We start from the raw sequence: 24,802 nt of genomic DNA, 5'->3' as shown, positions 1-24,802 counted from the left end.
AAAAGACGGACTCACCATTGCAAGCCATCCTTTCCGCCGAGTCAGAGGGTCAAGCCATCCTCCCTTCCCCCCTGCAACGCCTCCACCATCCGTTGCTGACCCGCTATGGCGTCGAGCTGTGGTGCAAGCGGGATGATCTGATCCATCCGGCCATCTCCGGCAACAAGTGGCGCAAGCTCAAGTACCACCTGCTGCATGCCAAAGAGCATGGCAAACAGCATCTGCTCTCGTTTGGCGGCGCCTACTCCAATCATATCCACGCGCTGGCGGCAGCGGGGTGCCAATCTGGTCTTCGTACTACCGGTATCATACGGGGCGAATATGACGCCGTCAGTAACTCTACCCTGCGGGATGCCCGGCGCTGGGGCATGGATCTCGTTTTCGTCGACCGCCAGAGTTACCGGCGACGGCAGGATCCCGACTGGCTGGCCCAATTCGATGCACCCGATACCCTGATCGTGCCGGAAGGGGGTAGCAGCCCGCTGGCCATCCCCGGCGTGGCGGAACTGGTCGGCGAAGTGCCCTTCTCGCCGGATCTCTGGGTACTGCCCTGCGCCAGCGGCGGCACTCTGGCGGGCCTGATCGCTGGCAAACGGGAGCGGGAGCAGATCCTCGCCATTGCGGTACTGAAAGGTGGCGGCTTTATCGCTGACGAGGTGTGTCGCCTCCATCCCGCGGCTGCCAATATCCCCGGCTGGCGCATCGCGCTCGATCACCACGATGGTGGCTATGCCAAGTTCAGCCCGGCCCTCTGGCAGTGGGTGCAGAATTTCAGCGCAACGACCGATCTGCCCCTTGAGCCTATCTACAGCGGCAAGGCGATGTGGGGGCTGTTTCGCGAGCTGGCGGCAGGCCGTATCGCCCCCGGCAGCAAAATCGTCTTTATCCACACTGGCGGCATGCAGGGGCTCGCCGGGCTGCGTGAGCAGGGGCGACTGTGACCCCCATCTGACGGCAACCACAAACAACAGAGGGTCGCCCCAAGGCGACCCTCTGTTGTTTATCTCAATCACCAGCCGGTTCCAGCACCAGACGCTGGGGTTCGGCAAACCAGGGCCCCTGCCCGGCATGCACCCCGAGGTGGCGCAGCATCTTCCACTCGTCGCCACTCTCGACTCCCACTGCCAGCACCCGGGTGCGGGTATTGGCGCAACCGCCTACCAGACTGCGGACCGCCATCTGGTTGACCTGACGGGCATGGATCTCCCGCACCAGACTGGGGTGCAGCTTGAGGAAGTTGATCTCGAACTCCTTGATGTACTGGGTGCTCACCACATCCTGACCGGCATGATCGATGGCCAGCTGGCAGCCCAGCATCCGCAAAGAGCGCAGCGGCCGCTTGAGCGCCTCGAAGTGGCGGGTCACCTGGGATTCGGAAAGTTGCAGGATCAGCCGCTCGTTGGTGCTGCGCGGCAGCTGGAACAGGGCGAAGAAGAGCCAGCGCTGGAACTCGCGGTTGAGCAGGCTCTGGGCACTGAGGGTCAGGCTGATGGGGCAGCTCTGCTCGGATCGTTGGCGCAGCAGGGCGAGAGTGCGCTCCGCCACCAGCCGATCCAGTTGCAGCAACAAGCCCACCTTCTCCGCCATCGGCATGAAGATCCCCGCCTGCAGGGCACGCCCCTGCTCGTCGTGCAGATAGGTGAGCAACTCCTGCTGCAACACCACCTGCCCCCGATCCTGCTGGATCGGCTGGGTGTAAAATTCGATGCCGTGCTCTTCGAGACGGCGGCTGATCAGGGTACGCCAGCGTACCGTACCCTTGCTGCTCTGCTCCTCATCCAGCTGCTTCTCGTAGAGGAACCAGCCGTTGTGCCCTTGCAGACGGGCGCTCTTGAGGGCCAGCTCCGCCTCCTCCTGCACCTTGAGCAGGCTGTCTTGTGCCTGATAACAGACGGCGCCGAGATAGACCGCCGTCTCCGGGTTGACCTCCTGCGGCCAGTGCAACCGTTGCAGGCTCTTGAGCAGCTGGCTGGCGCTATCCACCATCTCGCTCTCGGACATATTGGGCAGCAACACCGCAAAAACCTGACCGGCGTAGCGGGCCTGCAGGGCGCCGTTGTGTTTTCGCACGAAGGCACCTATGGTGGCGCTCGCCTCCATCATCAAATCATGCCCCAGCAGCTCGAACTGATCGGCCTCCAGCTCCTCCAGACAGGCGAGATCGATCAGCAGCACACCGCCGCTCATCACGCTCGCCTCCATGATGGCGCTCTCCAGCCGGTTGTCGAAAAACAGCCGGTTGCCGATGCCGGTCATCTTGTCGACGAAGGCGTTGCTGCGAATGAAGTTGTCGAAGCGGCTGCGCTCCTTGCGGGCATCCGCCAGCTCGGCGAGCAGATGATCGAGGGCCTGACTGGCGGCCACCGGCCACTCTTCGGCGGGGTCATGACTCAGTTTGGATAGTTTGTCATCGAGGATCAGCTGGGCGCGAATGCCCAGCAGCTCGGCCCCGCGCAACTGCTGGCGCAGCCAGCGGATGGAGTACCAGAGACCGAACACCACGATAAAGATGCCCAGAGAGATGCCGGACATCGCCTTGATGGAGTATTCCGCCTCCTTGAAGGGGCGCTCCAGTTTGAAGTTGGCCTGCATGCCGGCCTGATGGGGAAGCGGGTGGCTATATGGCACCAGCAGCTGTTCGTCGACCGGATTGCGCACATCGCGGAACCAGTAGACCCGCTGGTTATTCTGGCGTACCTCCAGCTCCACCACATGGGCAGCCCGCAGCAGGGTGGGCAGCCAGTGGCTCATATCCTCCATGTCGTGAGCAACATCGAGCTGCTTGTCGATCACTTCGACCAGCGCATCGACCTTCTTTTGCTGCAACTCCATGCCCAGCTCGCGAAAGCTGAACACCCCGCCAATCAGCACCGTCGCCATGGCTGCGATCACGCAAAGGGTGATAAATGAGACAAGCTGTGTAGTGAGTTTCATGCGCCTTTCCGTATGCCCAGCATCATCCATGTCGCCTCATGGTAGCAGCGGCGATCGGACCACAGCTATGGATGAAGATCCCGCTTCTGCAATTTAAGCGGGCAAGCATAACCCAAAGTAGAGGGAGAATACCAAGGATGACGGGCTGCAGACGCGGGAAAGGGGCGGGATGACAGACAGAAAAATGGTCCCTCAAAGGGGACCAAAAGGAACACTCATATCAAAACTAACACTCTGTGCTACTGACAAAAAACAGATACAGGAGTATTGAACACACGGTGAGTCAAACCGCAGGGCTACTCTAATGCAGTTCGGATAAGCTGAGCAATTGTCATTTATGACAGGTCAGCGATTGAATCTAGCCAAAGTTAATAATAAACACATTTAAAATCATGCAGTTAAAAAATCAATCAACAAGTGTGACAAGTCGGACTCAAATTGATTGCACTAATGCTCTATGATGGCAAAGTCCATTTGTGTCTCATGAAACTGGCAGGTACTTCCTTTGCGTAAATCACCCGTCTGGATCGCTCTGTTGCTGTTCGTCCTGCCTGTCGTGGGCAGCCAGTTTCTCGGCCTGTGGTTTGCCAAGCCGATGGCCTTTCATATGCTGGAAGAGAAGGTTTCCGAGCTCAAGGGAGCCATGGCAGTACGCCACCGGGAGCTGGATGCCGCCATCAACAAACAGCTGGCACAATTTGAGTTCAACTGTGGCGCCAAAGACATGGAGCTGCTGCGCGATCCGCGCTTCTACAGCGCTCATATCCGCCTGCAAGGGTTGGAGCTCGCCTCCGGCAACAGCTGCTCCAGCCTGGGGGTGGAGATCCCGCTGATCAAAGAGCTCCAGAACAGCGGGCAGAAGTTTGGCAAGTTGGGGATCACCGCCACCGTGGCCAAATACAATACCGAGCAGGAGCTGATGGCCTTTTACCGATCCGGTGACAACCTCGCCTACTGGGTGCTGGATAACAGCTGGAGCCACGACCTGCTGCAACACCCCTGCAGCCACTGCTTCTATCTGGAGTTCAGCCGACAGGATGCCGATGCAAGCACAGTCCACTTTCCCCGTGGCGACCAGGAGATCAAACAGGAAGAGAGCAATATCAGCCTCAGTTTCTTCGATCCCAATGAACTCACCAAACAGACGGTCTGGGCGGGTAAAGCGCTGGAGCAATATGCCTATGACCAACTCAATCACTACGGTCTCTGGTTCGGTATCGCGCTCGGCGCCCTGTTAAGCGTCACATACTGGCTGCTGCGCAGCTATCGGCGCTCCCTCAAGGGACTGCTGCAAACAGGATTGATCCGCAAGGAATTTATTCCCCTCTACCAGCCGATAGTGGATGCCCGTACCCACCAAGTGGTGGGATTCGAGGCGCTGCTGCGCTGGCAGCGGGGAAACGAGCTGATCCCCCCGGGCACCTTTATCGAATATGCAGAGGAGCAGGGGCTGATCCTGCCGATGACCGAACAGTTGCTGGAGCAGGTGATCACCGACCTGCCGCAGCTGGCGCCAGAGCAGTGGGTCAGCGTCAATCTGGTGGCGGCCCATATCGAGCAGCCCCTGCTGCGCACCCTGCTCGCTCACAGCCAAAACCCCTCACCCGCCCGGCTCACCTTCGAGCTGACGGAGCGCAAGCCGATCCTCGACATCAAGGCGGCCACCGAGGAGATCACCCTGCTGCAACAGATGGGGTATCACTTCAAGCTGGATGATTTCGGTACCGGCTACGGCGGCTTTGCCTACCTGCAGAGCCTGGGGATCCGCCAGATCAAGATCGACAAGATGTTCGTCGATACCATAGGCACCAACGACCTCAAGCGCAGCGTACTGGATGCCATCATCGTCTTCGGTCGGGAATCGGGCATGGAGATGATCGCCGAAGGGGTCGAGAGCCAGTTGCAGGTCGACTATCTGAGCCAGCACGGCGTCTATCTGATCCAGGGCTACTTCTTCGGCAAACCCATGCCGCTGAAGATACTGACCCACTGGCAACGGGAGTGGCAGTTGCAACACCAGAAGGCCAGCTAACACAGAGATGGCAGGATTTGGCCGCGAAATGGCTTGGCTATACGCTCGGCATCACCAAAGAGGTGCCGATGGCCGGTAGCCCCCCAGCATACCCGGGTCCGGCTCCATGGTGAAATCGAACCACCTCCTGCCACCCCTTATTTACATTCAGCAACAAAATGATCTGCCCTGACGGGGATAACAACCTTTATCATAAGGAGCCGGTTATTGCGCAACCGATAACCGTGCAGCCTGTTTATGTCATCCGGTCGTCAAGACCCCCAATAGAGAACCATTGCCTATGAAGACAGTTATCCGGCAAGAGATTGCCCTGCCCGTTGGCCTGCTGACCCTGCTCTTTTTCAAGACCCTGGGCAGTGACCTGCTGACAGAGACAACTCCGCTCGGGATCTATCTTCCGGTTTCGGCGGCACTACTGGCCATCGTCACCTGGGCCATCTTCTCGGTGGTGCGCCACTCCGATGCCCTCGCCATCAAGCTGGGCGAGCCCTTCGGCACTCTGATCCTCACCCTGTCGGTCATCTCGCTGGAAGTGGTGATGATCTCCTCGGTGATGCTGACCGGTGAACCCAACCCCACCATGGCCCGCGATACCATGTTTGCGGTAGTGATGCTGGTGAGTACCGGTCTGGTGGGCTTCACCCTGCTGTTTGGCGGCTGGCGCTACCACACCCAGAGCTTCAATCTGGACGGGGTCAAATCCTATCTGGTGGCCATCATCCCACTGGCCCTGCTCTGTCTGGTTCTGCCCAACTTCACCGAGGGCGGTGCAATCGGCAGTATGTCGCGCGCCATGTCGTGGATGCTGATCATCATCTCGATCCTGCTCTACGGGGTCTTTCTGCTCATCCAGACCCGCAGCCACAGCCACTTCTTCGTCGACAGCGATCACGAGGATTATGAGGAGCACCACGGCCCGCTGCAGAGCAACGTCTATCACACCATCCTGCTGCTCGCCTACCTGCTGGTGGTAATCCTGCTGGCCAAGACCCTGGCCATCCCCATCAACTACGGGGTGCATGTGATGGAAGCACCCGCCGCACTGGGCGGCTTTATCGTGGCCTGCATCGTGCTGGCCCCCGAAGCAGTCGGCGCCATCAAAGCCGCCTTCAACAACCAGCTGCAGCGGGCAATGAACCTCTACTTCGGCTCTGTGCTGGCCACCATCGCCCTCACCGTGCCTGCCGTGCTCTTTATCGGCTCCATGCTGGGTCAGGAGGTACGCCTCGGCCTCTCCCCCGCCGATATGGTGCTGCTGGTCACGACCTTGATGGTCTGTAAAGTAACCTTCAGCAGCGGCCGCACCAATGTGCTCCATGGTGCGACCCATCTGGTGTTGTTCGTGGTCTATCTGTTCCTGATGTTCGAACACGAATAACCGCGTTCAACCAACGTCAGAAACGCAAAGACCGCCCGATTGGGCGGTCTTTTATCATCTGCTCCCGGCTGTCACCGGCTCCTGTGAAGCGGCTTCCCCCTCATCCCCAACCCTTCTCCCGCCAGGAGAGAAGGGGGATCAAGGCTTACAGGCTGGGCAGTACCCCGACCGGGATCAGGTCGTTGTAGCTGGCACGGCCCAGCAGGGCGGCGGCCGCTTCGATGTCCGGCGCGAAGTACCTGTCCTTGTCGTAGAAGCTCACCTCAGCCCGCAGTCGTCCCTTGGCCTGCTCGATCAGCTCGGTACTGCGCAGCGGCGCGCGGAAATCGAGCCCCTGTGCCGCCGCCAGCAGTTCAACAGCCAGAATGCCGCGGGTGTTCTCCGCCATGTCTGCCAGCCGGCGGCCAGCGAAGGTCGCCATGGAGACGTGATCCTCCTGATTGGCGGAAGTGGGCAGACTATCCACCGAGGCGGGATGGGCCAGGGTCTTGTTCTCGGAGGCCAGCGCAGCCGAGGTGACCTGAGCGATCATAAAGCCGGAGTTGACCCCGCCATTATTGACCAGAAACGCCGGCAGACCGGACATCCGCGAGTCAATCAGCAGTGCCATCCGCCGCTCGGAGAGCGAGCCGATTTCGGCGATGGCCAGCGCCAGATTATCGGCGGCGAAGGCGACCGGCTCGGCATGGAAGTTGCCGCCGGAGAGGATCTCCTCATCCTCGGCAAACACCAGCGGGTTGTCGGAGACCGCGTTGGCCTCGCACACCAGCACCTCGGCGGCGTGGCGGATCTGGGTCAGGCAGGCACCCATCACCTGCGGCTGGCAGCGCAATGAGTAGGGATCCTGCACCTTCTCGCAGTTGTGATGGGACATGCCGATCTCGCTGCCATCCACCAGCAGGTGGCGATAGCAGGCGGCCGCATCGATCTGGCCACGCTGACCGCGCACTTCGTGGATGCGGGCATCGAACGGACGGCGGCTGCCAAGGGCGGCCTCCACACTCATGGCACCTATGATGATGGCACCAGCGAACAGATCCTCGGCATGGAACAGCCCCTCCAGCGCAAAGGCGGTGCTGGCCTGGGTGCCGTTGAGCAGCGCCAGCCCCTCTTTCGGCGCCAGCGCGATGGGCTCAAGCCCGGCAATTTTCAGCGCAGTAGCGGCGTCGATCAGCTCGCCCTTGTGGCGGGCCTTGCCCTCCCCGATCAGCAGGCAGCTCATATGGGCCAGCGGCGCCAGATCGCCGGAGGCACCGACGGAGCCCTTCTTCGGTACCACCGGATAGACTTCGGCATTGATGAGGGTCATCAGGGCCTCAAGCACCGTCAGCCGGATCCCGGAGAAGCCGCGTGCCAACGAGTTGAGCTTGAGCACCATCATCAGCCGCACGGTGGCGTCATCCATGTACTCGCCAATCCCTGCCGCATGGGAAAGCACGATGGAGCGCTGCAGCTCGTCCAGCTGCTCCACCGGAATGCGGGTGTTGGCCAACAGGCCAAAGCCGGTGTTGATGCCATACACCACCCGGTTCTGCTCGATCACCTTGGTGACCACGGCGGCGGAGGCGTGGATCCCCGGCAGCGCGGCCGGATCCAGTGAAACATGTACCGGCTCGCGGCTGACGCGGCGCAGGGTGGCAAGCTCCAGCTCGCCCGGAGTAATCGTCAATTCAAACATGGTGTTACACCTTTCCTTTGACACCGTTGGCGCCGTCAATCATCGGCAGATCCAGTTTCGCCTCGTGGGCGCAGTTGATGGCAATCTCGTAGCCGGCATCGGCATGGCGCATCACCCCGGTGGCCGGGTCGTTGCGCAGCACCCGACCGACCCGCTTGGCAGCATCATCGGAGCCGTCACAGACGATCACCACGCCGGAGTGCTGGGAGAAGCCCATGCCGACTCCGCCGCCGTGATGCAGCGACACCCAGGTCGCGCCACCGGCGGTGTTGAGCAGGGCGTTGAGCAGCGGCCAGTCGGAGACGGCATCGGAGCCATCCATCATCGACTCGGTCTCGCGGTTCGGGCTCGCCACCGAGCCGGAATCCAGATGGTCGCGACCGATGACGATGGGGGCTTTCAGCTCGCCATTCTTGACCATCTCGTTGAAGGCCAGTCCTAGGCGTACCCGATCCTTGACCCCGACCCAGCAGATCCGCGCCGGCAGCCCCTGAAACGCGATGCGCTCGCGGGCCATGTCGAGCCAGTTGTGCAGGTGAGGATCATCGGGGATCAGCTCTTTCACCTTCTGATCTGTCTTGTAGATATCTTCCGGATCGCCAGAGAGGGCCACCCAGCGGAACGGGCCGATCCCCTCGCAGAACAGCGGGCGAATGTAGGCGGGGACGAAGCCGGGGAAATCGAAGGCGTTCGCCACCCCCTCTTCCAGCGCCATCTGACGGATGTTGTTGCCGTAATCCAGAGTCGCCGCGCCGCGCTCTTGCAGGGTCAGCATCGCCTCCACTTGACGGGCCATGGAGCGACGGGCGGCCACGTTTACCTCGTTCGGTGCACTCTTTTGCAGCTCGCGCCACTGGGCCACGCTCCAACCCTGTGGCAGGTAGCCATGGATCGGGTCGTGGGCGGAGGTCTGGTCGGTCACCACATCCGGTGTGATGCCCCGGGCCACCAGCTCGGCGAAGACGTCGGCGGCGTTGCCGAGCAGGCCGACGGAGACGGCGGTGCCGCTCTGCTTGGCCTCTTCGATCATGGCCAGCGCCTCATCCAGACCGTGAGCCTTCTTGTCCACATAACGGGTGCGCAGACGAAAATCGATGCGGGTCTCGTCGCACTCGACGGCGATCATCGAGAAGCCGGCCATGGTGGCGGCCAGCGGCTGGGCGCCGCCCATGCCGCCGAGCCCGCCGGTGAGGATCCAGCGGCCCGCAGGCGAGCCGTTGAAGTGCTGATTGGCCACCGCGAAGAAGGTCTCGTAGGTGCCCTGCACGATCCCCTGAGTACCTATGTATATCCACGAACCCGCGGTCATCTGGCCGTACATCATCAGGCCCTTCTTATCGAGTTCGTTGAAGTGCTCCCAGTTGGCCCAATGCGGCACCAGGTTGGAGTTGGCGATCAACACCCGAGGCGCATCCTTGTGGGTCTGGAACACCCCGACCGGCTTGCCGGATTGCACCAGCAGGGTCTGATCCTCCTCCAGCCGGGTCAGCACCTCGACGATCTTGTCGAAGCAGGCCCAGTTGCGTGCGGCGCGACCGATGCCGCCATAGACCACCAGCGACTGGGGATGCTCGGCCACCTCGGGATCCAGGTTGTTCATCAGCATCCGCAGCGGCGCCTCGGTGAGCCAGCTCTTGGCGGTCAGCTCGGTACCGCGCGGGGCACGGATCACGCGGTTCGGATCATGACGGGGATCCTGCTGTTGCACAGACATACACACTCCTTGTTGTATCAATAGGGTGCCTTCGGCGATATGCGGCCAAAGGGTTAACGGGTCAACAGATGAACCAGCCGCGCAGCCACGCGGGCACTGCGGTTATCCTGATCCAGCGTCGGGTTGTACTCGGCCAGATCGGCAAGCCGCAGCTTGCCGCTGGCCCGGATATGGGCAATGAGCGGTTCGATCACCGCCAGCTCCACGCCACGAGCGGCGGGGGCGCTCACTCCCGGCATCAGGTTGCCGGGCAGCACGTCGAGATCGATGGTCAGATAGAGGTGATCACAATCGGCGATAAAGGCGTCCAGCCCGCTTAGCAAGGCTGGCAGCTCGGTCTGAGTCATCGCCTCGTCCAGCACATGCCACACACCCAGCGCCTTGGCACGGGCAAACAGGGCTTGGGTATTGGCGGTCTCGGCTACCCCGAGGCAGGCGTAGTGAAACGGCGTGCCCTGAGCGGCGCACTGCTCGGCGATCTGGAAGAAGGGGGTGCCGGAGCTTGCCAATTCCTGCTTCATGCGCAGGTCGAAGTGGGCGTCAAAATTGATAATGCCGACTCTCCCCTGACCCGCCAGATGCAAGTTGAGGCCGCTCCAGCTGCCGAAGGCCACCTCGTGGCCGCCCCCCAGCACCAGCGGGAAGTGGCCCAGATCGAGCGCAGCGGCGACCCGCTCGGCTAGACGAGCATGGGCGGCATCGAGATCCCCATCGGTACAGCACACATCCCCGCCATCATAGACGGGACGATTCAGGTGCCAGGCGGTGTTGGCCAGCAGCTTGCGCACCGCTTGCGGCGCACCGGCGGCGCCGACACGCCCCTTGTTGCGGCGCACCCCTTCATCGCAGGCAAAACCGAGCAGTACCACACCGGCAGCCTCTTGTGCTCCAGCGGTCCAGGGCTGCGCCTCTTGCCAAGGCAGAACTTTGTCATGCCAGCGCAGGGCCAGTTCGCCATCTTCCGGATCCTGCCGCCCTTGCCAGAGCGACATGTCGATCGGGTTGAACTTATCCATGGAGGGTCTCCTCACCGTTGAAGATGCGGCCTGCCAGCTGATCGACGCCGACCATGTAGCTCAGCTCGGCCGGATGGGCGCAGTGCCAGATCAGAAAATCAGCCGCCATGCCCACCCTGAGCTGGCCAAGGCGATCCTGCTCGCCGAGCGCTTTGGCGGCGTGACGGGTCACCCCAACCATGGCCTCCACCGGCGTCAGACCAAACAGGGTACAAGCCATGTTCATCGCCATCCGCAGCGAGATGATGGGCGCGGTACCCGGGTTGATATCGGAGGAGACCGCCATCGCCACCCCCGCCTTGCGCAAGGCGGCAACCGGCGGCAGCTTGGTCTCTTTTAGGAAGTAGAAGGCAGTGGGCAGCAGGGTGGCGACCACGCCACGGTGGGCCAGCGCCAGGATCCCTTCCGGATCCAGATACTCCAGATGGTCCACCGAGAGGGCGCCAAAGTTGGCGGCGAGTGTGCTGCCACCGAGATTGGAGAGCTGATCCATATGTCCCTTCACCGGCAGGCCGTACTGATCCGCCGCCAGATAGACCTGCTCGGTCTGGGCCAGCGAGAAGCCGATGTGCTCGCAGAAGACATCTACCGCATCGGCCAGACCCGCCTCGGTGGCGGCCGGGATGATCTCCTGACAGATGGTCTCGACCCAGCTGTCAGGATCGTCGCGATATTCCGGCGGCACCGCATGGGCCGCCAGCAGAGTGGTCTTGACCCGGATCGGCAACGCCTCTCCCAGTCGACGGGCCACCCGCAGCATCTTGAGTTCGTCATCCAGCGTCAGGCCATAGCCGGACTTGATCTCCACCGTGGTGACCCCTTCGCGGATCAGGGATTTCACCCTCGGCAACGCCAGCTCGAACAGCAGCTCTTCGCTGGCGGCACGGGTGGCACGCACCGTGCTGATGATGCCGCCTCCCCGACGGGCGATCTCGGCATAGGGCACTCCCTGCTGACGCAGCTCGAACTCCTCGGCACGGCTGCCGGCGAAGATGAGGTGTGTATGGCAATCGATAAGGCCGGGAGTGACCAGCTTGCCCTGCATATCCTGCCAGTGAGCGGGATACGACCCCTTCAGTTCGGCCATCGGCACCAGCGCGTGGATCTTGCCATCCTTCACGCCGATGGCGTGGAGCGGCAGCAGGCCGTAGTCGGCTAGCTCATCATTCAGGGTGGCGGGTATCACATTGAGCCAGACCCGCTCGCAGTTCAACAGTTCCTTGTTCATAGCGACCTCAAATGTATATACATATTCTTATAGTCGATCTCTATGACGAAAGAAAGAGCGAAGTTCACATCCTGATAACAGCATCAAACTTAGAGTTTAAGCACAAAAAAGCCCACCAGGAGGTGGGCTTTGCAAAATCGAGTTGTATATACATTCACTCCAGCTGAGTCTTGGAGCTGAGCTTGTAGCGGGAACCGGGGGAGAGCAAACGGGCGTAGGAGACCAGATGCCCCTCCGACCAGGTACGCCGGTGCAACAACAGGCAGGGAGAATCTACTCGGATCTGCAACAATCCCGCCTCACCGGCGCTGGGTAACACGGCTTCCACTACGTGCTCCATCTCGGAGAGGGGGCAGACATCCATCAGATAGCGGTTGGGAGTTTGCAGGGTGAAATCCTGCTCGCCGTAGCCAGGCAGGCGCCCGGCATCGACAAAGCGCTCCTCCAGCTGCAACGGCTCCCCATCGGCCTGATGGACGATGAGGCTGTGAAAGATGGGGGCGCCCACCCGCAGCCCCAGTTGCACCGCCACCTTCTCGTCGGCGGCCAGCCGCTGCAGCCGGATCACCCGGGCGCTGTACTCGCCGCCACGCTCGGCGATCTCGTCGGCAATATTGCGAATAGCCAGCAGCGGCGATTCGGTGCGCCGGTCCGCCACGAAGCTGCCGGAACCGGCGGTACGCACCAACCAACCTTCCGCCACCAGCTCCCGCAGCGCCCGGTTGACCGTCATCCGGCTCACGGTGAACTGCTCGCACAGGGCCGCTTCGGTCGGGATCCTGTCCCCCGCCTGGTAGTGGCGTTCGCGGATCCCGTCCAGAATGTGCTGCTTGATCTGCAGATAGAGAGCTGGCGCCACCATGAAGCTCCCTAGCGCCGACGGTGGGGCGGACGCATGTCCGGCCAGGCACGATAGACATCGGGGATCTGATCCGGGCCGCTGATGCAGAGATCGAGATCATGCAGCAAGCCATCCTTGATCCCGTAGATCCAGCCGTGGACGGCCAGCTCCTGCCCCTTGCGCCAGGCGTTCTGGATAATGGTGGTGTGGCAGACGTTGGCGACCTGCTCGGCGACGTTCAGCTCGCACAGGTAGTCGAAGCGCTCATGCTCATCCTCGATGGCCTCGAGCTCTTCACCATATTTGAAGTAGACATCCTTGATGTTGCGCAGCCAGTTGTCGATGAGACCCAGCTCCTGGTTCTGCATCGCGGCCTTGACGCCACCGCAACCGTAGTGACCGCAGACGATGATGTGCTTCACCTTGAGGACTTCTACCGCGTATTGCAGCACGGAGAGGCAGTTGAAATCGGTATGTACCACCAGATTGGCGACGTTGCGGTGGACGAAGACATCCCCCGGCAGCAACCCCATCAGCTGGTTGGCGGGAACCCGGCTGTCGGAACAACCGATCCAGAGGTATTCGGGGGCCTGCTGGGCAGAAAGAGTGGCAAAGAAATTGGGATCTTCGGCTTTGATCCGTTCGGCCCACTCACGGTTGTTGGTAAACAGGTCGTTCAACAGTTTCACTTCTGCTCTCCCTAATGTGGCAGTGGCGGCAACATAACACACTCAAGGGTAACCAAAGCAAGGCCGACCAGATCCCTGCGAAACAAAAACAGGGCCATCAGGCCCTGTTTTTATGAGAGGAAGCATCAGGCTTCCATGGCATCTTTCAGCTTCTTGAGTGCGTTTTTCTCAAGCTGACGCACACGCTCGGCAGAGACGCCGTAGGTATCGGCCAGCTCCTGCAGAGTGGTCTTGCTGTCATCATCGAGCCAGCGGGCGCGGATGATGTGCTGGCTGCGCTCATCCAGGGTGGCGAGGGCCGAGCTCAGACGGCGGGTCGCATGATCGTCCCAGTTGTCATTCTCGATGGTCGCGGCCAGATCGGAGGATTTGTCCTCCAGATAGTGAACCGGAGCGAAACCGCCCTCTTCCTCATCGTCACCCACCAGATCGAACGCCTGATCGTAGTTGGCCATCCGCGCTTCCATCTCGGTCACATCGCTTGCGGAGACGCCGAGATCGGCCGCCACGGCCTGAACCTCTTCGTGGTTCAGCCAGCCCAGACGTTTTTTGGATTTGCGCAGGTTGAAGAAGAGCTTGCGCTGGGCCTTGGTGGTCGCCACCTTGACCATGCGCCAGTTGCGCAGGACATATTCGTGGATTTCGGCCTTGATCCAGTGCACGGCAAAGGAGACCAGACGCACGCCGACCGTTGGGTCGAAGCGCTTGACCGCCTTCATCAGGCCGATGTTGCCTTCCTGAACCAGATCGGCCTGAGGCAGGCCGTAACCGGCATAACTCTTGGCGACATGAACGACAAAGCGCAGGTGCGACATTACCAGCTGACGGGCAGCCTCGAGATCGCCATCCTGCTGCAAACGCTCAGCCAGTTCACGCTCTTCCTCTGCGCTCAGCACAGGAATAGAGTTTACTGCCTGGATATAGCCTTCCAGACTACCTTGCGGAATCAGAGCCATAGTGCGCTGCAATGAAGTTCCCATCTGTTACCTCTTACTTTTCAATCGAATCAGTCTAACACCCTGAGAGGGTCTGTCTACTGACCGGATGCCATTCTGCGGCGTGTATCAAAGAACATGCCCAGTTTTAGACCGGCTTATCTTAAGCCTGCAGGATGAATCATGAATGAACAGTCAAAAAAAGGGGGTCACAATGAAGGACCCCCGAAAAGTAGCATGCTAAGTCCATTGTTGCGGAGCTCGCAACCTTCACATGCTTGCCAAGTCTGACGAGCAAGGCAGAGGGGCCACACCCGTATAAATGCTTCAGCTTTAATAGACTGCTTATAAATCAGAAGGTTCACTGGATCTAGCGAAGATCCGGAAGATCATTGTTATTCAGAATACTCTGACTATGGGGGCCAAGCCAGAAACGGCCCCTCTTTTACTTGATCCGCCTCTCAAAATCCAGCGATTTACTTTGATGACAAAATAATCAGGATGGTTCGATGTCGCGAATGTGGCGATGGACCGAGAACCAGGAGGCGATCAGCCCCAGCAGGGCGCCCAGCAAGATCAGATTGATCCCGTCTACCGCTCCCATGCCAACCAGCCGGAAGTTACTGTTATACAAGCCCGCCAGCTCCTTCACCACCCCTTCGCTCCAGATCACCATCACTTCGGTCAGCCACCAGGCCAGCATGCCGCCGATCACCCCGAACCAGATGCCGGTATAGAGGAAAGGACGATGAATAAAGGAATCGGTCGCCCCCACCAGCTTGAGCACTTCAATCTCGGAACGCTGGTTGAGGATGTTGAGACGCAGGGTATTGCCGACGATCAGCAACACGGCAGAAAGCAGCAGCACCGCGATACCGGTAATGGTGTGGCGCAGCAGGTTCATGATCCCCTGCAACCGGGTCAACCACTGCAGATCCAGTTTGCCCTGTTCGACCCCCACCTCGTTGTTGAGCTTGCTGAGCAGCTCGGCGGCCCCTTCCGGGTTCTGCCAGCGTGGATCCGGAATGACGCTCAGCACCGGCGGCAGCGGGTTGCTGTCCAGATAATCGAGGGCATCGCCGAAGCCGGAGATCTCGCGAAACTCCCGCAACGCATCGTCACGACTCAGGTAGGTGACCGAATCCACCTCGGGATAGAGCAGGATCCTGTGCTGCAGATCGAGAATGCTCTGCTCCGGCAGATCCTTGCGCAGGTAAAGAGAGATCTGGGAACTGCTCTGCCAGCTCCCCTCCACCACCTCGGCGTTTTTCAGCAGCACGTGGAAGCAGGATGGCAGCGCCAGACTGACGCCAAGCACCGCCAGCGTCATCAGGGAGGCGAGCGGATTGCGCCACAGCTCCCCGAGACTGGCAAACGCCTGCCGCACATGATCAACCCCGTACATCATCAGACGGCGCAGCGGCGGTTGTTTATGACGAACGATAGCCATCAGAGCTCCTCCCCGGCCGAATACATGCGGCCCGCCTTGAGGGTCAGGGTGCGATAGCGCATGCGAGCGATCAGCCCCAGATCGTGGGTGGCAATCAGTACCGAGACCCCAAAATTATTGAACTCCTGGAATAGCCGCATGATATCCATGGAGAGCTGGGGATCCAGGTTGCCGGTCGGTTCATCCGCCAGTAACAACGGCGGCTTGTTGACGATGGCGCGGGCGATGCCGACCCGCTGCTGCTCACCACCGGAGAGCATGCGCGGCTGGTAGCGCTCCTTGCCGAGCAACCCCACCTTGTCCAGCGCCGCCGCCACCCGCTTGTTGATATCGGCGTGGCTGTAACCATCGATCACCAGCGGCAGCGCCACGTTGTCGAACACGGTTCTGTCCATCAGCAGGCGGTGATCCTGAAAGATCATCCCGATCTGGCGGCGAACATAGGGGATCTGACTGCGCTGGATATGGCTGACATCATCGCCATGAAAGAAGACACGACCATCGGTCGGGCGCTCCATCACGCTGATCAGTTTCAGGAGGGTACTCTTGCCCGCCCCCGAGTGCCCGGTCAGAAAAGCCATCTCCCCCTTGCGCAGGTGAAAGCTGACCTTTTGCAGCGCCTGATGGCCGCCGCTGTATACCTTGCTGACCTTGTCAAAACGAATCATAACGGTTCCCTGAAATTGACAAACCCCGACCGGAGTCGGGGCATGGAACACTTACTCATCACGGCTGAGCTGACTCATCGCGGCCGGACTTATTCATCGCGGCTAAAGAGCGCCTCGATGAAATCGTTGGCAACGAAGGGACGCAGATCGTCGATCCCCTCGCCCACCCCGATGTAGCGGATCGGGATCTGGAACTTGTCGGCCACCGCGAAGATGACGCCGCCCTTGGCCGTGCCATCCAGCTTGGTGAGGGTGATGCCGGTCAGGCCAACCGCCTCGCTGAACAGCTTGGCCTGGCTCAGCGCGTTCTGGCCGGTGCCGGCGTCCAGCGTCAGCATGATCTCGTGGGGCGCCTCTTCATCCAGCTTCTTCATCACCCGCACCACCTTCTTGAGCTCTTCCATCAGGTTGCTCTTGTTCTGCAGGCGGCCGGCGGTGTCGGCGATCAGCACGTCAGCTCCGCGGGAGCGGGCAGCCTCGATGGCGTCATAAATGACGGAAGCGGAGTCGGCACCGGTATGCTGGGCAATCACCGGAATGTTGTTGCGCTGACCCCAAACCTGCAGCTGTTCGACCGCAGCAGCACGGAAGGTGTCACCCGCCGCCAGCATCACGCTCTTGCCTTCAGCCTGGAACTGCTTGGCCAGCTTGCCGATGGTGGTGGTCTTGCCGACGCCGTTTACGCCGACCATCAGGATCACATAAGGCTTCTTGCTGGTGTCGATCACCAGCGGCTGCTCGACCTTGGCCAGCATCTCGCCCATGTCCTGCTTGAGCAGGCCGTAGAGCGCCTCGGCATCCTTGAGCTGCTTGCGATCCGCGTGCTGCACCAGCCCCTCGATGATACGAGTAGTGGTATCCACACCGAGATCGGCGGTCAGCAGCTGGGTTTCCAGCTCTTCAAACAGCTCATCGTCGATCTTCTTGCCACGGAACAGGCCGAAGAAACCGGAGCCGATATTCTCCTTGGTGCGTACCAGACTGCGCTTGAGGCGAGCAAAGAAGCCCTCCCGCTGCGGTTTGTCCTGGGTGTCGTCGTCCACCTTGGCGGCCAGCGGCAGAGCGGCCAGGGCGGCGGCCTCAGCCTCCATCGCGGCGACCAGGCGCATATCTTCCGCTCGCTGGGCTTCTTTGGCGATACGGGCTTCTTCCGCAGCCTGAGCTTCAGCGGCAATGCGAGCCTCCTCCGCAGCGCGAGCTTCGGCAGCGATACGGGCCTCTTCCGCAGCACGGGCTTCGGCAGCAATACGGGCCTCTTCCGCGGCGCGAGCCTCGGCAGCGATGCGAGCCTCTTCCGCAGCACGGGCTTCGGCAGCGATGCGAGCCTCTTCCGCGGCGCGAGCCTCTTCCGCGGCGCGAGCCTCTTCCGCGGCGCGAGCCTCTTCCGCGGCGCGAGCCTCGGCAGCAATACGAGCCTCCTCCGCAGCACGGGCTTCGGCAGCAATGCGAGCCTCTTCTGCAGCACGAGCTTCGGCAGCGATACGAGCCTCTTCTGCAGCACGAGCTTCGGCAGTGATACGAGCCTCTTCTGCGGCGCGAGCTTCGGCAGCAATGCGAGCTTCTTGCGCGGCGCGAGCCTCGGCAGCGGTACGGGCCTCTTCCGCAGCACGGGCTTCGGCAGCAATACGGGCCTCTTCCGCAGCACGAGCTTCGGCAGCGATACGTGCCTCTTCTGCAGCACGAGCCTCGGCAGCAATACGAGCCTCTTCCGCAGCACGAGCTTCGGCAGCAATACGAGCCTCTTCGGCTGCCTTGACCTCAGCGGCTTGCGCCTCTGCGGCAGTGCGAGCGGCTTCAGCGGCACGCTCCTCTTCGGCGATCAGCGTTTCGTTGACGATCACCGGCTCCAGATCGGAGGCGCACTCCTCCACCACCAGCGGGCCGTGGTCGTCCAGCTCGGTCGGCAGGCAGCAATCATCTTGCAAAACGGGATTCTGTGCGCTGGCAGGCACTTCGGGGGCAACAGCCGGCGTACTATCGGAAACAGTGGTATCGGAAACGGGAGCGGGGGTAGCAGTGACCTCGGGCTCAACGGTAACGTGGGTGGCTTGGGGTGTCTGTGGTTGGACAGCCTCAGCCTCTTCTTTCTTGCGGCCGAAACCCAGCCAGGAAAACAAACCTTTTGCCATCTAAAAATACTCACATCAAAGGCTGACTGCTAAGATAGCCGTCCCTTGGCGGGTCGGCATAAAAATGAACCGCCTTATACTACCACTTTATTTTCTGACGATGAAACGCGATGCCCAGAGTGAAATCCAGCCGTAGCAACCCGAGCAAGAGTCCCGCCCCGCAAGGAAAATCGGGCTTTGTAAGAATCATCAGCGGCCAGTGGCGAGGCCGCAAATTGCCGGTCAAGGATGTGGAGGGGCTCAGACCCACCACGGATCGCGTCAAGGAGACCATCTTCAACTGGCTGGCCCCCCACATTCGCGGCACCCGCTGCCTGGATCTGTTTGCCGGTAGCGGCGGACTCGGACTGGAGGCACTGTCGCGCTATGCCGAGCAGGTGACCCTGATCGAGATGGACAAAGGGGCCGCTGACCAGATCAAGAAGAACCTGACCGCCCTCGGCAGCAGTCAGGGTCAGGTGATCCAGTCAGATGCAGTGAGCTGGCTACAAGGCCCGGCCACGCCGTTTGATCTGGTGTTCCTCGATCCGCCGTTTCGCCGCGAGCTGCTGCCGCAGGTGTGCGAACTGCTGGAGCAGCGCGGCTGGCTGGCAGCGGACGCCCTCATCTATCTGGAGCGGGAGAAAGAGATGGCCGATCTGGCGCTGCCTGCCAGCTGGCAACTACTCAAGGACAAACAGGCAGGTCAGGTCTGTTATCAACTCTATCTACGGGAGGTAAACAATGAAGCGGGTCTTTAATCTGTTGGCGATGGGGCTGATACTGTTCTTCTGGTTTGGCGTACTGGTGAGCCTGATTGCCCCGCTGCCCGGCAAACTCAACGGCTTTCTGCCGGTCTGCGGCGTGATCGTCGCCCTGCTGCACTGGCTGCAGGCCAGCATGATCAAGGCAGCTTGCAAACGCTACTTCGCGGTCACCAAAGCCGAATTTGTCACTGTGCTGATCTTTGGTGTGTTTGGCATGGTCGACATTCGTCAGCGCCTGCAAGAGATCGTCAACGCCGCCCAGCGCGGCAATCTCTCGGGCAAACCATAAAAGAAAAGGGGACGGCGGTAGCCGTCCCCTAGAGTCGTGTCGTCCTGTCCGTAGAACTGCAATGCTCCCTGCAATCCCTGACGTTATCCTAATCCTTTGGAATATCCCCTTTCCAATCCGTTGGCGTGTCCTGCGGCGTTCCTGGCCTGGCAATTCATCCTGAACTGCTTCACTGTCTCCATCCTGGAGGTGTCCATTACCACGTCCTGTGGGGTTCCTTGCGTCTTCCTGACAGATAACCATCCGGGTTATCTCACTTCATCCTGAAGTATTCCTCTCGCATCCGGCGAGGTCCTGTTCATCCTGAAGAACGAGGTTCCGTTCGTTCTGCTCCCATCCCGAGAGTGTCCTGCCGCATCCCGCGGTGTTCCTTTATTCATCCGTGACGATAATCGTCCTGATTATCGAGCTCATCCTGAGGTGTCCCTTGTCCACATCCTGCGGACTATTCCATCTTTATGCGCTGCCCTGCATCCTGCCGGACCAGCTTCGTCCTTGTGAGACCCATACTAAGGAAATGCGCACCCCGAACAAGGGCCATCCGATGATAAAGATCCGATGCAGCTCCCATCTCAAAAAATGAACTTAAAAACTAACCCTTTAATATCAGTTAGTTATTTAGTTTCACGGGAAAGCTCGATCATTCTGGCATGGCTTCGCGTACGGCTCAAAGCGCCAGCCTCTTACAGTCGCTATGGCAGATCTCTTACACGGGTTTCGCCCCCAAAAACGGGGCAGGAAAACGGTTCAATCCTGACGTTAAGACTTAAAAATTAGTTGAATAAATATGCTTAAAAAAACCGCAAAAAAAGAGCCGAGACCAGGCTCGACTCTTCAACATTCCAATTTTTTAATCAGCTCAAGCGGTTGGCCGGATTGAGATAGGCCTTGCGCAGCGATTCCGGTGCCAGCACCTCCAGTTCACCGCCGATGTTGTTCAACCAGCTGCGAAACTCCGGGGTGTCCTGCACTTCGGTCTCCACCACCACGCTGCGCTTGTCATAGCGGGTCATGCGCGGATTGTTGCCGGGGATCTGGTTATCCACCAGCGACTGGCTGTTGGCATCGATCCGGCCGACGAAGCGGATCGGGCCGCTCACATCCTGATAGCCCTGATCGCGGATCAGCTTCTGGATATTGAAATCCTTCGGCTGGGTGGCGCTGAAGTTGGTCAGCTCCACGTTCTTGATATGGTCAAACGGAATGCCGTAGACCTTGGGATCCAGCTCGGACAGAGTGCAGAGCAGGATCGGACCGTCCGGCTGATTGAGAATGCCGAGCGGGTTGATACGGTCGTAGCAGAGCCATACGGTGCGCTCTTTGATCACGCGCTGGATCTCGGCACTGAACTTGCGACCACGCCAAAGCGCATCGCGGATCAGGGTGCTGCGGCGGATCTCCGGGTTGCCAGCAAACGGACGCGGTGACTGATGGACACTCTCCAACCAGCGTTCGGCCAGTTCACTCTGGCTGTCGCGGATCACCTGGCTCGCCTTGTCGACCAGCGGATTCAATTCGGTCAGTACACTCGCCGGCAACAGTTGGCTCGCCTGATCACTCCAGGTTTTCAGGGCCACCGCCAGCGAGAGCGGCATGATATTGGCAAAGTCGTTGAGGCCGTGGCGCTCGAAGCACCAGCCATGGGGTTTGCTGCGCTCGTCCGAGGTGAGGTCGAACAGTCCCATGCCGGACATCTCCTCCAGGTCCCGTTGCACGGTACGCAGACTGACGTGGATACCTTCCTCTTCCAGTTTTACCTGGAGTTGGCTGGCGGTCAGCTTGTAAGGGCGGTGCGGGATGCAACGCGCCAAGGTCAGTTGTCGTAACAGCTTCTTGCTCATGGTGCTTGCCTTCACTGGTTTAGCGTTGACTGTATGCTAGTCGTGACTTGCGACAGTCTATGTCGCAAGTTTTGCTGCGACAACTGTCGCCATTTTCATACAAAACACACTAAACAATTGATTTTCAAAGACAATACACTCAAAAAAGGAGCCGCTAGAGGCTAAAATTAGCCAAAAATCCCTCAAATGAAAGTTCTATGTTGCGATTTATTGTTAGCATAAAACTCCGATTAATTAATTCATCACAGAATATGATTTCAGGGGAGAGCATAGCTCTCCCCTTTTGCTCACATCAGCCACGACCAGGCTGACTTGGTGATGGCCGCACCGACCATGTAGCCAAACACCGCCAGTGCCGCCACACCGGCCACCAGCTTCTGACCGCGGGCCGGGCGCTTGAGCGCCATGACTCCCAGACCGATATAGAGTACCAGTGCCATCAGCTTGGCCATCAGCCAGGGTTGTTGACCCGGGCTCAACTGCAAGGCCACCGCCAGCAACACACCAAACAGCAGCAGGAAGGTGTCGTTGATATGCGGGAGGATCTTCAGCCACTTCTGCTGCAACCGAGCGCTGCCGGCAAGCGCCAGACTCCAGCGATAGATAAAGAGCAGCAGACTGACCAGCGCCAGCGTCATATGCAGGTGTTTGAACATGGGGTAATAGGCAATCATTTTGCTTCCTTGTCGTCGTCGGGTAACCCGCTATTCCAGTTGTGGGCATGGATACGCTCCTGCCCCTCCTCGTCGTCTTGCAACAGATCAGAGAGGATCTCCCGGTATTGCAGGCTCTTGTTGATATAAGTGTGTTCGTCGTCCAGATAGTTGACCTGCTCGCGCAACAGCCAGTTATCGTGCTGCTTGAAGGTCTGCCCCGCCCGCCAGGCCTGGTTGGCCCGAAAACCGAGCTGGGTCAGGGCTTCCACCCCCAGATCGACCGCAGAGCCCAGGGTTTCCCGGTGCACGCTTTCGACCCCGTGGCGCAGGATCTCGTGGGCGTGGGGCCGATCCAGCGCGCGCGCCAGGATCTTCAGGTGCGGGAAGTGCTTCTGCACCATCTCGATCACCGCCAGCGAGGTAGCCGGATCGTTGATGGAGAGCACCAGCAGCTTCGCCTTGTGCGCCCCGGCGGCATGGAGCAGGTCGATCCGGCTGGCATCACCATAGAAGACCTGATAGCCATACTTGCGCAGGGTCTCTATCTGGCTGGCATCCTGCTCGAGGATGGTGGTACCGATGCCGTGACCGTGCAGCAGACGCCCCACGATCTGACCAAAGCGGCCGAAGCCCGCGATGATCACCGGATGCTCCACCAGCTCAGGTTGTTCATGCTGCGGTGCGTCGCTCTGGTTACGGTAATCGAACCAGGGCTGGATCACCCGATCATTGAGGATCAGCAGCAGCGGGGTGAGCGCCATGGAGAGCGCCACCACCAGCGTCAGCAGCGAGATGGTCTCGCCGGGCAGCACCCGATTTTGCGCGGCAAACGAAAAGAGCACGAAGGCAAACTCGCCCCCCTGCGCCAACGCCAGTGCGAAGGTCCAGCGCTGGCTCGGCGAGATGCGGATGATGAAGCCAAGCGCCATCAGCACCAGCCATTTGAGCACCATCAGGCCAACGACCAGGGTTGGTATCAGGAAGGGGTGCTCGGCAAACAGCCCGAAGTCGATCCCCGCCCCCACCGACATAAAGAAGAGGCCGAGCAGCAAGCCCTTGAACGGCTCAATGTCTGCCTCCAGCTCGTGGCGATATTCGCTATCGGCCAACACCACACCGGCGAGGAAGGAGCCGAGAGCGGGCGAGAGCCCCACCGACTCCATCAGCACAGCGATAGCGATCACCAGCAGCAGGGCGGCGGCGACGAAGATCTCCCGCATATGGGACTGGGCGATGGCACGAAACACCGGCCGCATCAGGTAGTGGCCACCCAGCACTATGCCGGAGATGGCCGCGACCACCAGCAGACCATGCTGCCAACCCGCCAGCTCGGAGCCGCCATTACTGGCGACCGGGGCCATGGCCAGCAGCGGCAGCAGCGCCAGGATCGGAATGACCGCAATATCCTGAAACAGCAGCACTGCAAAGGCGGAGCGACCGCTCTCGCTCTGCATCAGCTTGCGCTCCTGCAGGCTCTGCAGAACGATGGCGGTGGAGGAGAGCGCCAAGATCAGACCGATGGCCAACCCCTGTTGCAGCGGCAGACCGATCAGGTGCGCCACGCCGGTCAGTGCCGCCGTGGTGAGCAGCACCTGCAGGCCACCGGTGCCGAGGATCGGCCCCTTCAGCTGCCACAAGAGGGCGGGACGCAATTCAAGACCGACCAGAAACAGCATCAGCACCACGCCAAACTCGGCGAAGTGCATCACATCCTTCTGCTCCCCCACCAGCCCCAGCAAAAAGGGGCCTATGATGATCCCCGCCAGCAGGTAACCGAGCACCGAGCCCAGCCCCCAGCGCTTGGCCAGCGGCACCGCGATAACGGCGGCGGAGAGGTAGATAAAGGCATCAAACAGGATACCGTGGCCCATCAGTCGGCCCTCCGAGTGAACATCCGGTCCGGCTCATAAGCTCGGCCAACAAGCTGCCCGTGTTTCATCAGAGCACCTCCAGCAAGTCGCGCAGATAAGGACGCCCGGCCAGCTGCTCCGGGGTCAGCTGATCGTCACGCAGGGCACAGAGCAGCTGACGGTAGTCCTGCCCACAGCGGCGCAGGGCGGCGGGATCCTTGATCTTGTGAAAGGAGTGGAGCACGAAGGGGGGCAGCCAGTTCATGCCGCACAAGGTGGCAGCCTGCTGAAATGGCAGCAGAAAATCGAGCAGCGGTCGGCTGTTGTACCCCTCGCTGCAGTAGGACTCCGGCGCCCCGCCGGTGGTGATGGCGCTCAGCCACTGCTTGCCCTTGAGGGCATGAGCCTCGGGGCCATAGGCATAGCCATACTCCAGCACCAGATCCATCCACTCTTTCATGATGGCCGGGCAGGAGTACCAGTAAAACGGGTGCTGGAAGACGATGATGTCGTGCTCACAGAGCAGCGCCTGCTCCCGCTTCACATCGATAAACATGTCGGGATAGTGCTGATAGAGGTCGTGAACCGTGACCCCCTCCAGCCCCTCAATCGCCTGCAACAGCTGCTTGTTGGCCCGCGAGCTCTGCAGCGCGGGATGGGAAAAAATAACCAGAATGCGTTTCATGACCACATCACCCGAACAAAGCCTTGCGGAGCAAGGCGAGGTA

20 protein-coding genes are annotated in these 24,802 nt (G+C 60.3%); 5 read left to right on the top strand and 15 right to left on the bottom strand.

What is annotated here, in order from left to right; genetic code table 11:
* The first annotated feature begins 17 nt into the window (after positions 1-17).
* The gene (locus ACB042_RS15485) at positions 18-941 is read left to right on the top strand and encodes a 1-aminocyclopropane-1-carboxylate deaminase/D-cysteine desulfhydrase (RefSeq protein WP_042052545.1); all 924 of its coding nucleotides are present in this window, start codon (positions 18-20) and stop codon (positions 939-941) included.
* Positions 942-1,005: 64 nt separating this feature from the next.
* On the opposite strand, the gene ACB042_RS15480 is transcribed toward ACB042_RS15485, so the two are convergent.
* The gene (locus ACB042_RS15480) at positions 1,006-2,934 is read right to left on the bottom strand and encodes an EAL domain-containing protein (RefSeq protein WP_047434652.1); all 1,929 of its coding nucleotides are present in this window, start codon (positions 2,932-2,934) and stop codon (positions 1,006-1,008) included.
* A 505-nt stretch (positions 2,935-3,439) separates the two neighbouring features.
* Between ACB042_RS15480 and ACB042_RS15475 the strand changes: the two genes are divergently transcribed.
* The gene (locus ACB042_RS15475) at positions 3,440-4,966 is read left to right on the top strand and encodes an EAL domain-containing protein (protein ID WP_371178683.1); all 1,527 of its coding nucleotides are present in this window, start codon (positions 3,440-3,442) and stop codon (positions 4,964-4,966) included.
* 280 nt (positions 4,967-5,246) lie between these two features.
* Positions 5,247-6,344 carry a calcium:proton antiporter gene (locus tag ACB042_RS15470; protein ID WP_040069504.1) on the top strand — a complete coding sequence of 366 codons (1,098 nt, stop codon included), beginning with the start codon at positions 5,247-5,249 and terminating at the stop codon, positions 6,342-6,344.
* Positions 6,345-6,489: 145 nt separating this feature from the next.
* Here the strand turns inward: ACB042_RS15470 and hutH are convergent, their stop codons facing one another.
* From hutH to ftsY, 10 genes are all read right to left on the bottom strand, one after another.
* Positions 6,490-8,022 (bottom strand): histidine ammonia-lyase, encoded by a 1,533-nt coding sequence (gene hutH / locus ACB042_RS15465; RefSeq protein WP_371178682.1) that lies wholly within the window; start codon positions 8,020-8,022, stop codon positions 6,490-6,492.
* Positions 8,023-8,026: 4 nt separating this feature from the next.
* Complete coding sequence (gene hutU / locus ACB042_RS15460; RefSeq protein ID WP_371178681.1) at positions 8,027-9,736, bottom strand: urocanate hydratase; 1,710 nt, start codon at positions 9,734-9,736, stop codon at positions 8,027-8,029.
* A 53-nt stretch (positions 9,737-9,789) separates the two neighbouring features.
* Positions 9,790-10,752: a formimidoylglutamase gene (gene hutG, locus ACB042_RS15455; RefSeq protein ID WP_371178680.1), complete on the bottom strand. Its 963-nt coding sequence runs from the start codon at positions 10,750-10,752 to the stop codon at positions 9,790-9,792.
* The gene (gene hutI / locus ACB042_RS15450; protein ID WP_193860624.1) at positions 10,745-11,980 is read right to left on the bottom strand and encodes an imidazolonepropionase; all 1,236 of its coding nucleotides are present in this window, start codon (positions 11,978-11,980) and stop codon (positions 10,745-10,747) included. The genes hutG and hutI overlap by 8 nt, the downstream gene beginning before the upstream one ends.
* A gap of 154 nt (positions 11,981-12,134) precedes the next feature.
* Entirely contained in the window at positions 12,135-12,839 is a 705-nt protein-coding gene (gene hutC, locus ACB042_RS15445) for a histidine utilization repressor (RefSeq protein WP_041202733.1), read from the bottom strand.
* An 11-nt stretch (positions 12,840-12,850) separates the two neighbouring features.
* Entirely contained in the window at positions 12,851-13,510 is a 660-nt protein-coding gene (gene can, locus ACB042_RS15440) for a carbonate dehydratase (protein ID WP_042076162.1), read from the bottom strand.
* Between the two features lie 125 nt (positions 13,511-13,635).
* A complete protein-coding gene (gene rpoH / locus ACB042_RS15435; protein ID WP_033137699.1) occupies positions 13,636-14,490 on the bottom strand; it encodes an RNA polymerase sigma factor RpoH in 855 nt (284 codons plus the stop codon).
* 451 nt (positions 14,491-14,941) lie between these two features.
* Complete coding sequence (ftsX, locus tag ACB042_RS15430) at positions 14,942-15,895, bottom strand: permease-like cell division protein FtsX (protein WP_005339996.1); 954 nt, start codon at positions 15,893-15,895, stop codon at positions 14,942-14,944.
* On the bottom strand, positions 15,895-16,563 hold the full coding sequence (ftsE, locus tag ACB042_RS15425; protein ID WP_005339995.1) for a cell division ATP-binding protein FtsE: 669 nt from the start codon (positions 16,561-16,563) through the stop codon (positions 15,895-15,897). The genes ftsX and ftsE overlap by 1 nt, the downstream gene beginning before the upstream one ends.
* A gap of 89 nt (positions 16,564-16,652) precedes the next feature.
* Positions 16,653-18,692 (bottom strand): signal recognition particle-docking protein FtsY, encoded by a 2,040-nt coding sequence (ftsY, locus tag ACB042_RS15420; RefSeq protein ID WP_371178679.1) that lies wholly within the window; start codon positions 18,690-18,692, stop codon positions 16,653-16,655.
* A gap of 110 nt (positions 18,693-18,802) precedes the next feature.
* Here ftsY and rsmD point away from each other — a divergent pair, with 110 nt between their 5' ends.
* Positions 18,803-19,432, top strand: coding sequence for a 16S rRNA (guanine(966)-N(2))-methyltransferase RsmD (gene rsmD, locus ACB042_RS15415; RefSeq protein ID WP_005348566.1), 630 nt, complete (start codon positions 18,803-18,805; stop codon positions 19,430-19,432).
* Positions 19,416-19,727: a DUF1145 domain-containing protein gene (locus ACB042_RS15410; protein ID WP_005348564.1), complete on the top strand. Its 312-nt coding sequence runs from the start codon at positions 19,416-19,418 to the stop codon at positions 19,725-19,727. The genes rsmD and ACB042_RS15410 overlap by 17 nt, the downstream gene beginning before the upstream one ends.
* Positions 19,728-20,581: 854 nt before the next feature.
* On the opposite strand, the gene ACB042_RS15405 is transcribed toward ACB042_RS15410, so the two are convergent.
* The 4 genes from ACB042_RS15405 to ACB042_RS15390 form a co-directional block, all read right to left on the bottom strand.
* Positions 20,582-21,568, bottom strand: a complete 987-nt coding sequence (locus ACB042_RS15405; protein WP_005339987.1) for a YafY family protein — start codon at positions 21,566-21,568, stop codon at positions 20,582-20,584.
* A gap of 287 nt (positions 21,569-21,855) precedes the next feature.
* Positions 21,856-22,242, bottom strand: coding sequence for a SirB2 family protein (locus tag ACB042_RS15400; RefSeq protein ID WP_323911175.1), 387 nt, complete (start codon positions 22,240-22,242; stop codon positions 21,856-21,858).
* Positions 22,239-24,095: a monovalent cation:proton antiporter-2 (CPA2) family protein gene (locus tag ACB042_RS15395; RefSeq protein WP_005357666.1), complete on the bottom strand. Its 1,857-nt coding sequence runs from the start codon at positions 24,093-24,095 to the stop codon at positions 22,239-22,241. The genes ACB042_RS15400 and ACB042_RS15395 overlap by 4 nt, the downstream gene beginning before the upstream one ends.
* 67 nt (positions 24,096-24,162) lie before the next feature.
* Positions 24,163-24,759 carry an NAD(P)H-dependent oxidoreductase gene (locus ACB042_RS15390; RefSeq protein ID WP_005339958.1) on the bottom strand — a complete coding sequence of 199 codons (597 nt, stop codon included), beginning with the start codon at positions 24,757-24,759 and terminating at the stop codon, positions 24,163-24,165.
* Positions 24,760-24,802: the final 43 nt, after the last annotated feature.

This window comes from Aeromonas sp. S13(2024), from assembly GCF_041402405.1.
Taxonomy (GTDB): Bacteria; Pseudomonadota; Gammaproteobacteria; order Enterobacterales; family Aeromonadaceae; genus Aeromonas; species Aeromonas veronii.
This window is presented reverse-complemented; position numbering and strand designations above follow the sequence as displayed.

Bases quoted from the DNA above. Each gene is read 5' to 3' on its own strand.
- ACB042_RS15405 (WP_005339987.1), bottom strand. From the start codon at position 21,568: ATGAGCAAGAAGCTGTTACGACAACTGACCTTGGCGCGTTGCATCCCG.
- rpoH (WP_033137699.1), bottom strand. From the start codon at position 14,490: ATGGGAACTTCATTGCAGCGCACTATGGCTCTGATTCCGCAAGGTAGT.
- ftsX (WP_005339996.1), bottom strand. From the start codon at position 15,895: ATGGCTATCGTTCGTCATAAACAACCGCCGCTGCGCCGTCTGATGATG.
- ACB042_RS15480 (WP_047434652.1), bottom strand. From the start codon at position 2,934: ATGAAACTCACTACACAGCTTGTCTCATTTATCACCCTTTGCGTGATC.
- hutH (WP_371178682.1), bottom strand. From the start codon at position 8,022: ATGTTTGAATTGACGATTACTCCGGGCGAGCTGGAGCTTGCCACCCTG.
- ACB042_RS15390 (WP_005339958.1), bottom strand. From the start codon at position 24,759: ATGAAACGCATTCTGGTTATTTTTTCCCATCCCGCGCTGCAGAGCTCG.
- ftsE (WP_005339995.1), bottom strand. From the start codon at position 16,563: ATGATTCGTTTTGACAAGGTCAGCAAGGTATACAGCGGCGGCCATCAG.
- hutU (WP_371178681.1), bottom strand. From the start codon at position 9,736: ATGTCTGTGCAACAGCAGGATCCCCGTCATGATCCGAACCGCGTGATC.
- ftsY (WP_371178679.1), bottom strand. From the start codon at position 18,692: ATGGCAAAAGGTTTGTTTTCCTGGCTGGGTTTCGGCCGCAAGAAAGAA.
- ACB042_RS15400 (WP_323911175.1), bottom strand. From the start codon at position 22,242: ATGATTGCCTATTACCCCATGTTCAAACACCTGCATATGACGCTGGCG.
- rsmD (WP_005348566.1), top strand. From the start codon at position 18,803: ATGCCCAGAGTGAAATCCAGCCGTAGCAACCCGAGCAAGAGTCCCGCC.
- ACB042_RS15395 (WP_005357666.1), bottom strand. From the start codon at position 24,095: ATGGGCCACGGTATCCTGTTTGATGCCTTTATCTACCTCTCCGCCGCC.
- hutI (WP_193860624.1), bottom strand. From the start codon at position 11,980: ATGAACAAGGAACTGTTGAACTGCGAGCGGGTCTGGCTCAATGTGATA.
- hutG (WP_371178680.1), bottom strand. From the start codon at position 10,752: ATGGATAAGTTCAACCCGATCGACATGTCGCTCTGGCAAGGGCGGCAG.
- ACB042_RS15410 (WP_005348564.1), top strand. From the start codon at position 19,416: ATGAAGCGGGTCTTTAATCTGTTGGCGATGGGGCTGATACTGTTCTTC.
- ACB042_RS15470 (WP_040069504.1), top strand. From the start codon at position 5,247: ATGAAGACAGTTATCCGGCAAGAGATTGCCCTGCCCGTTGGCCTGCTG.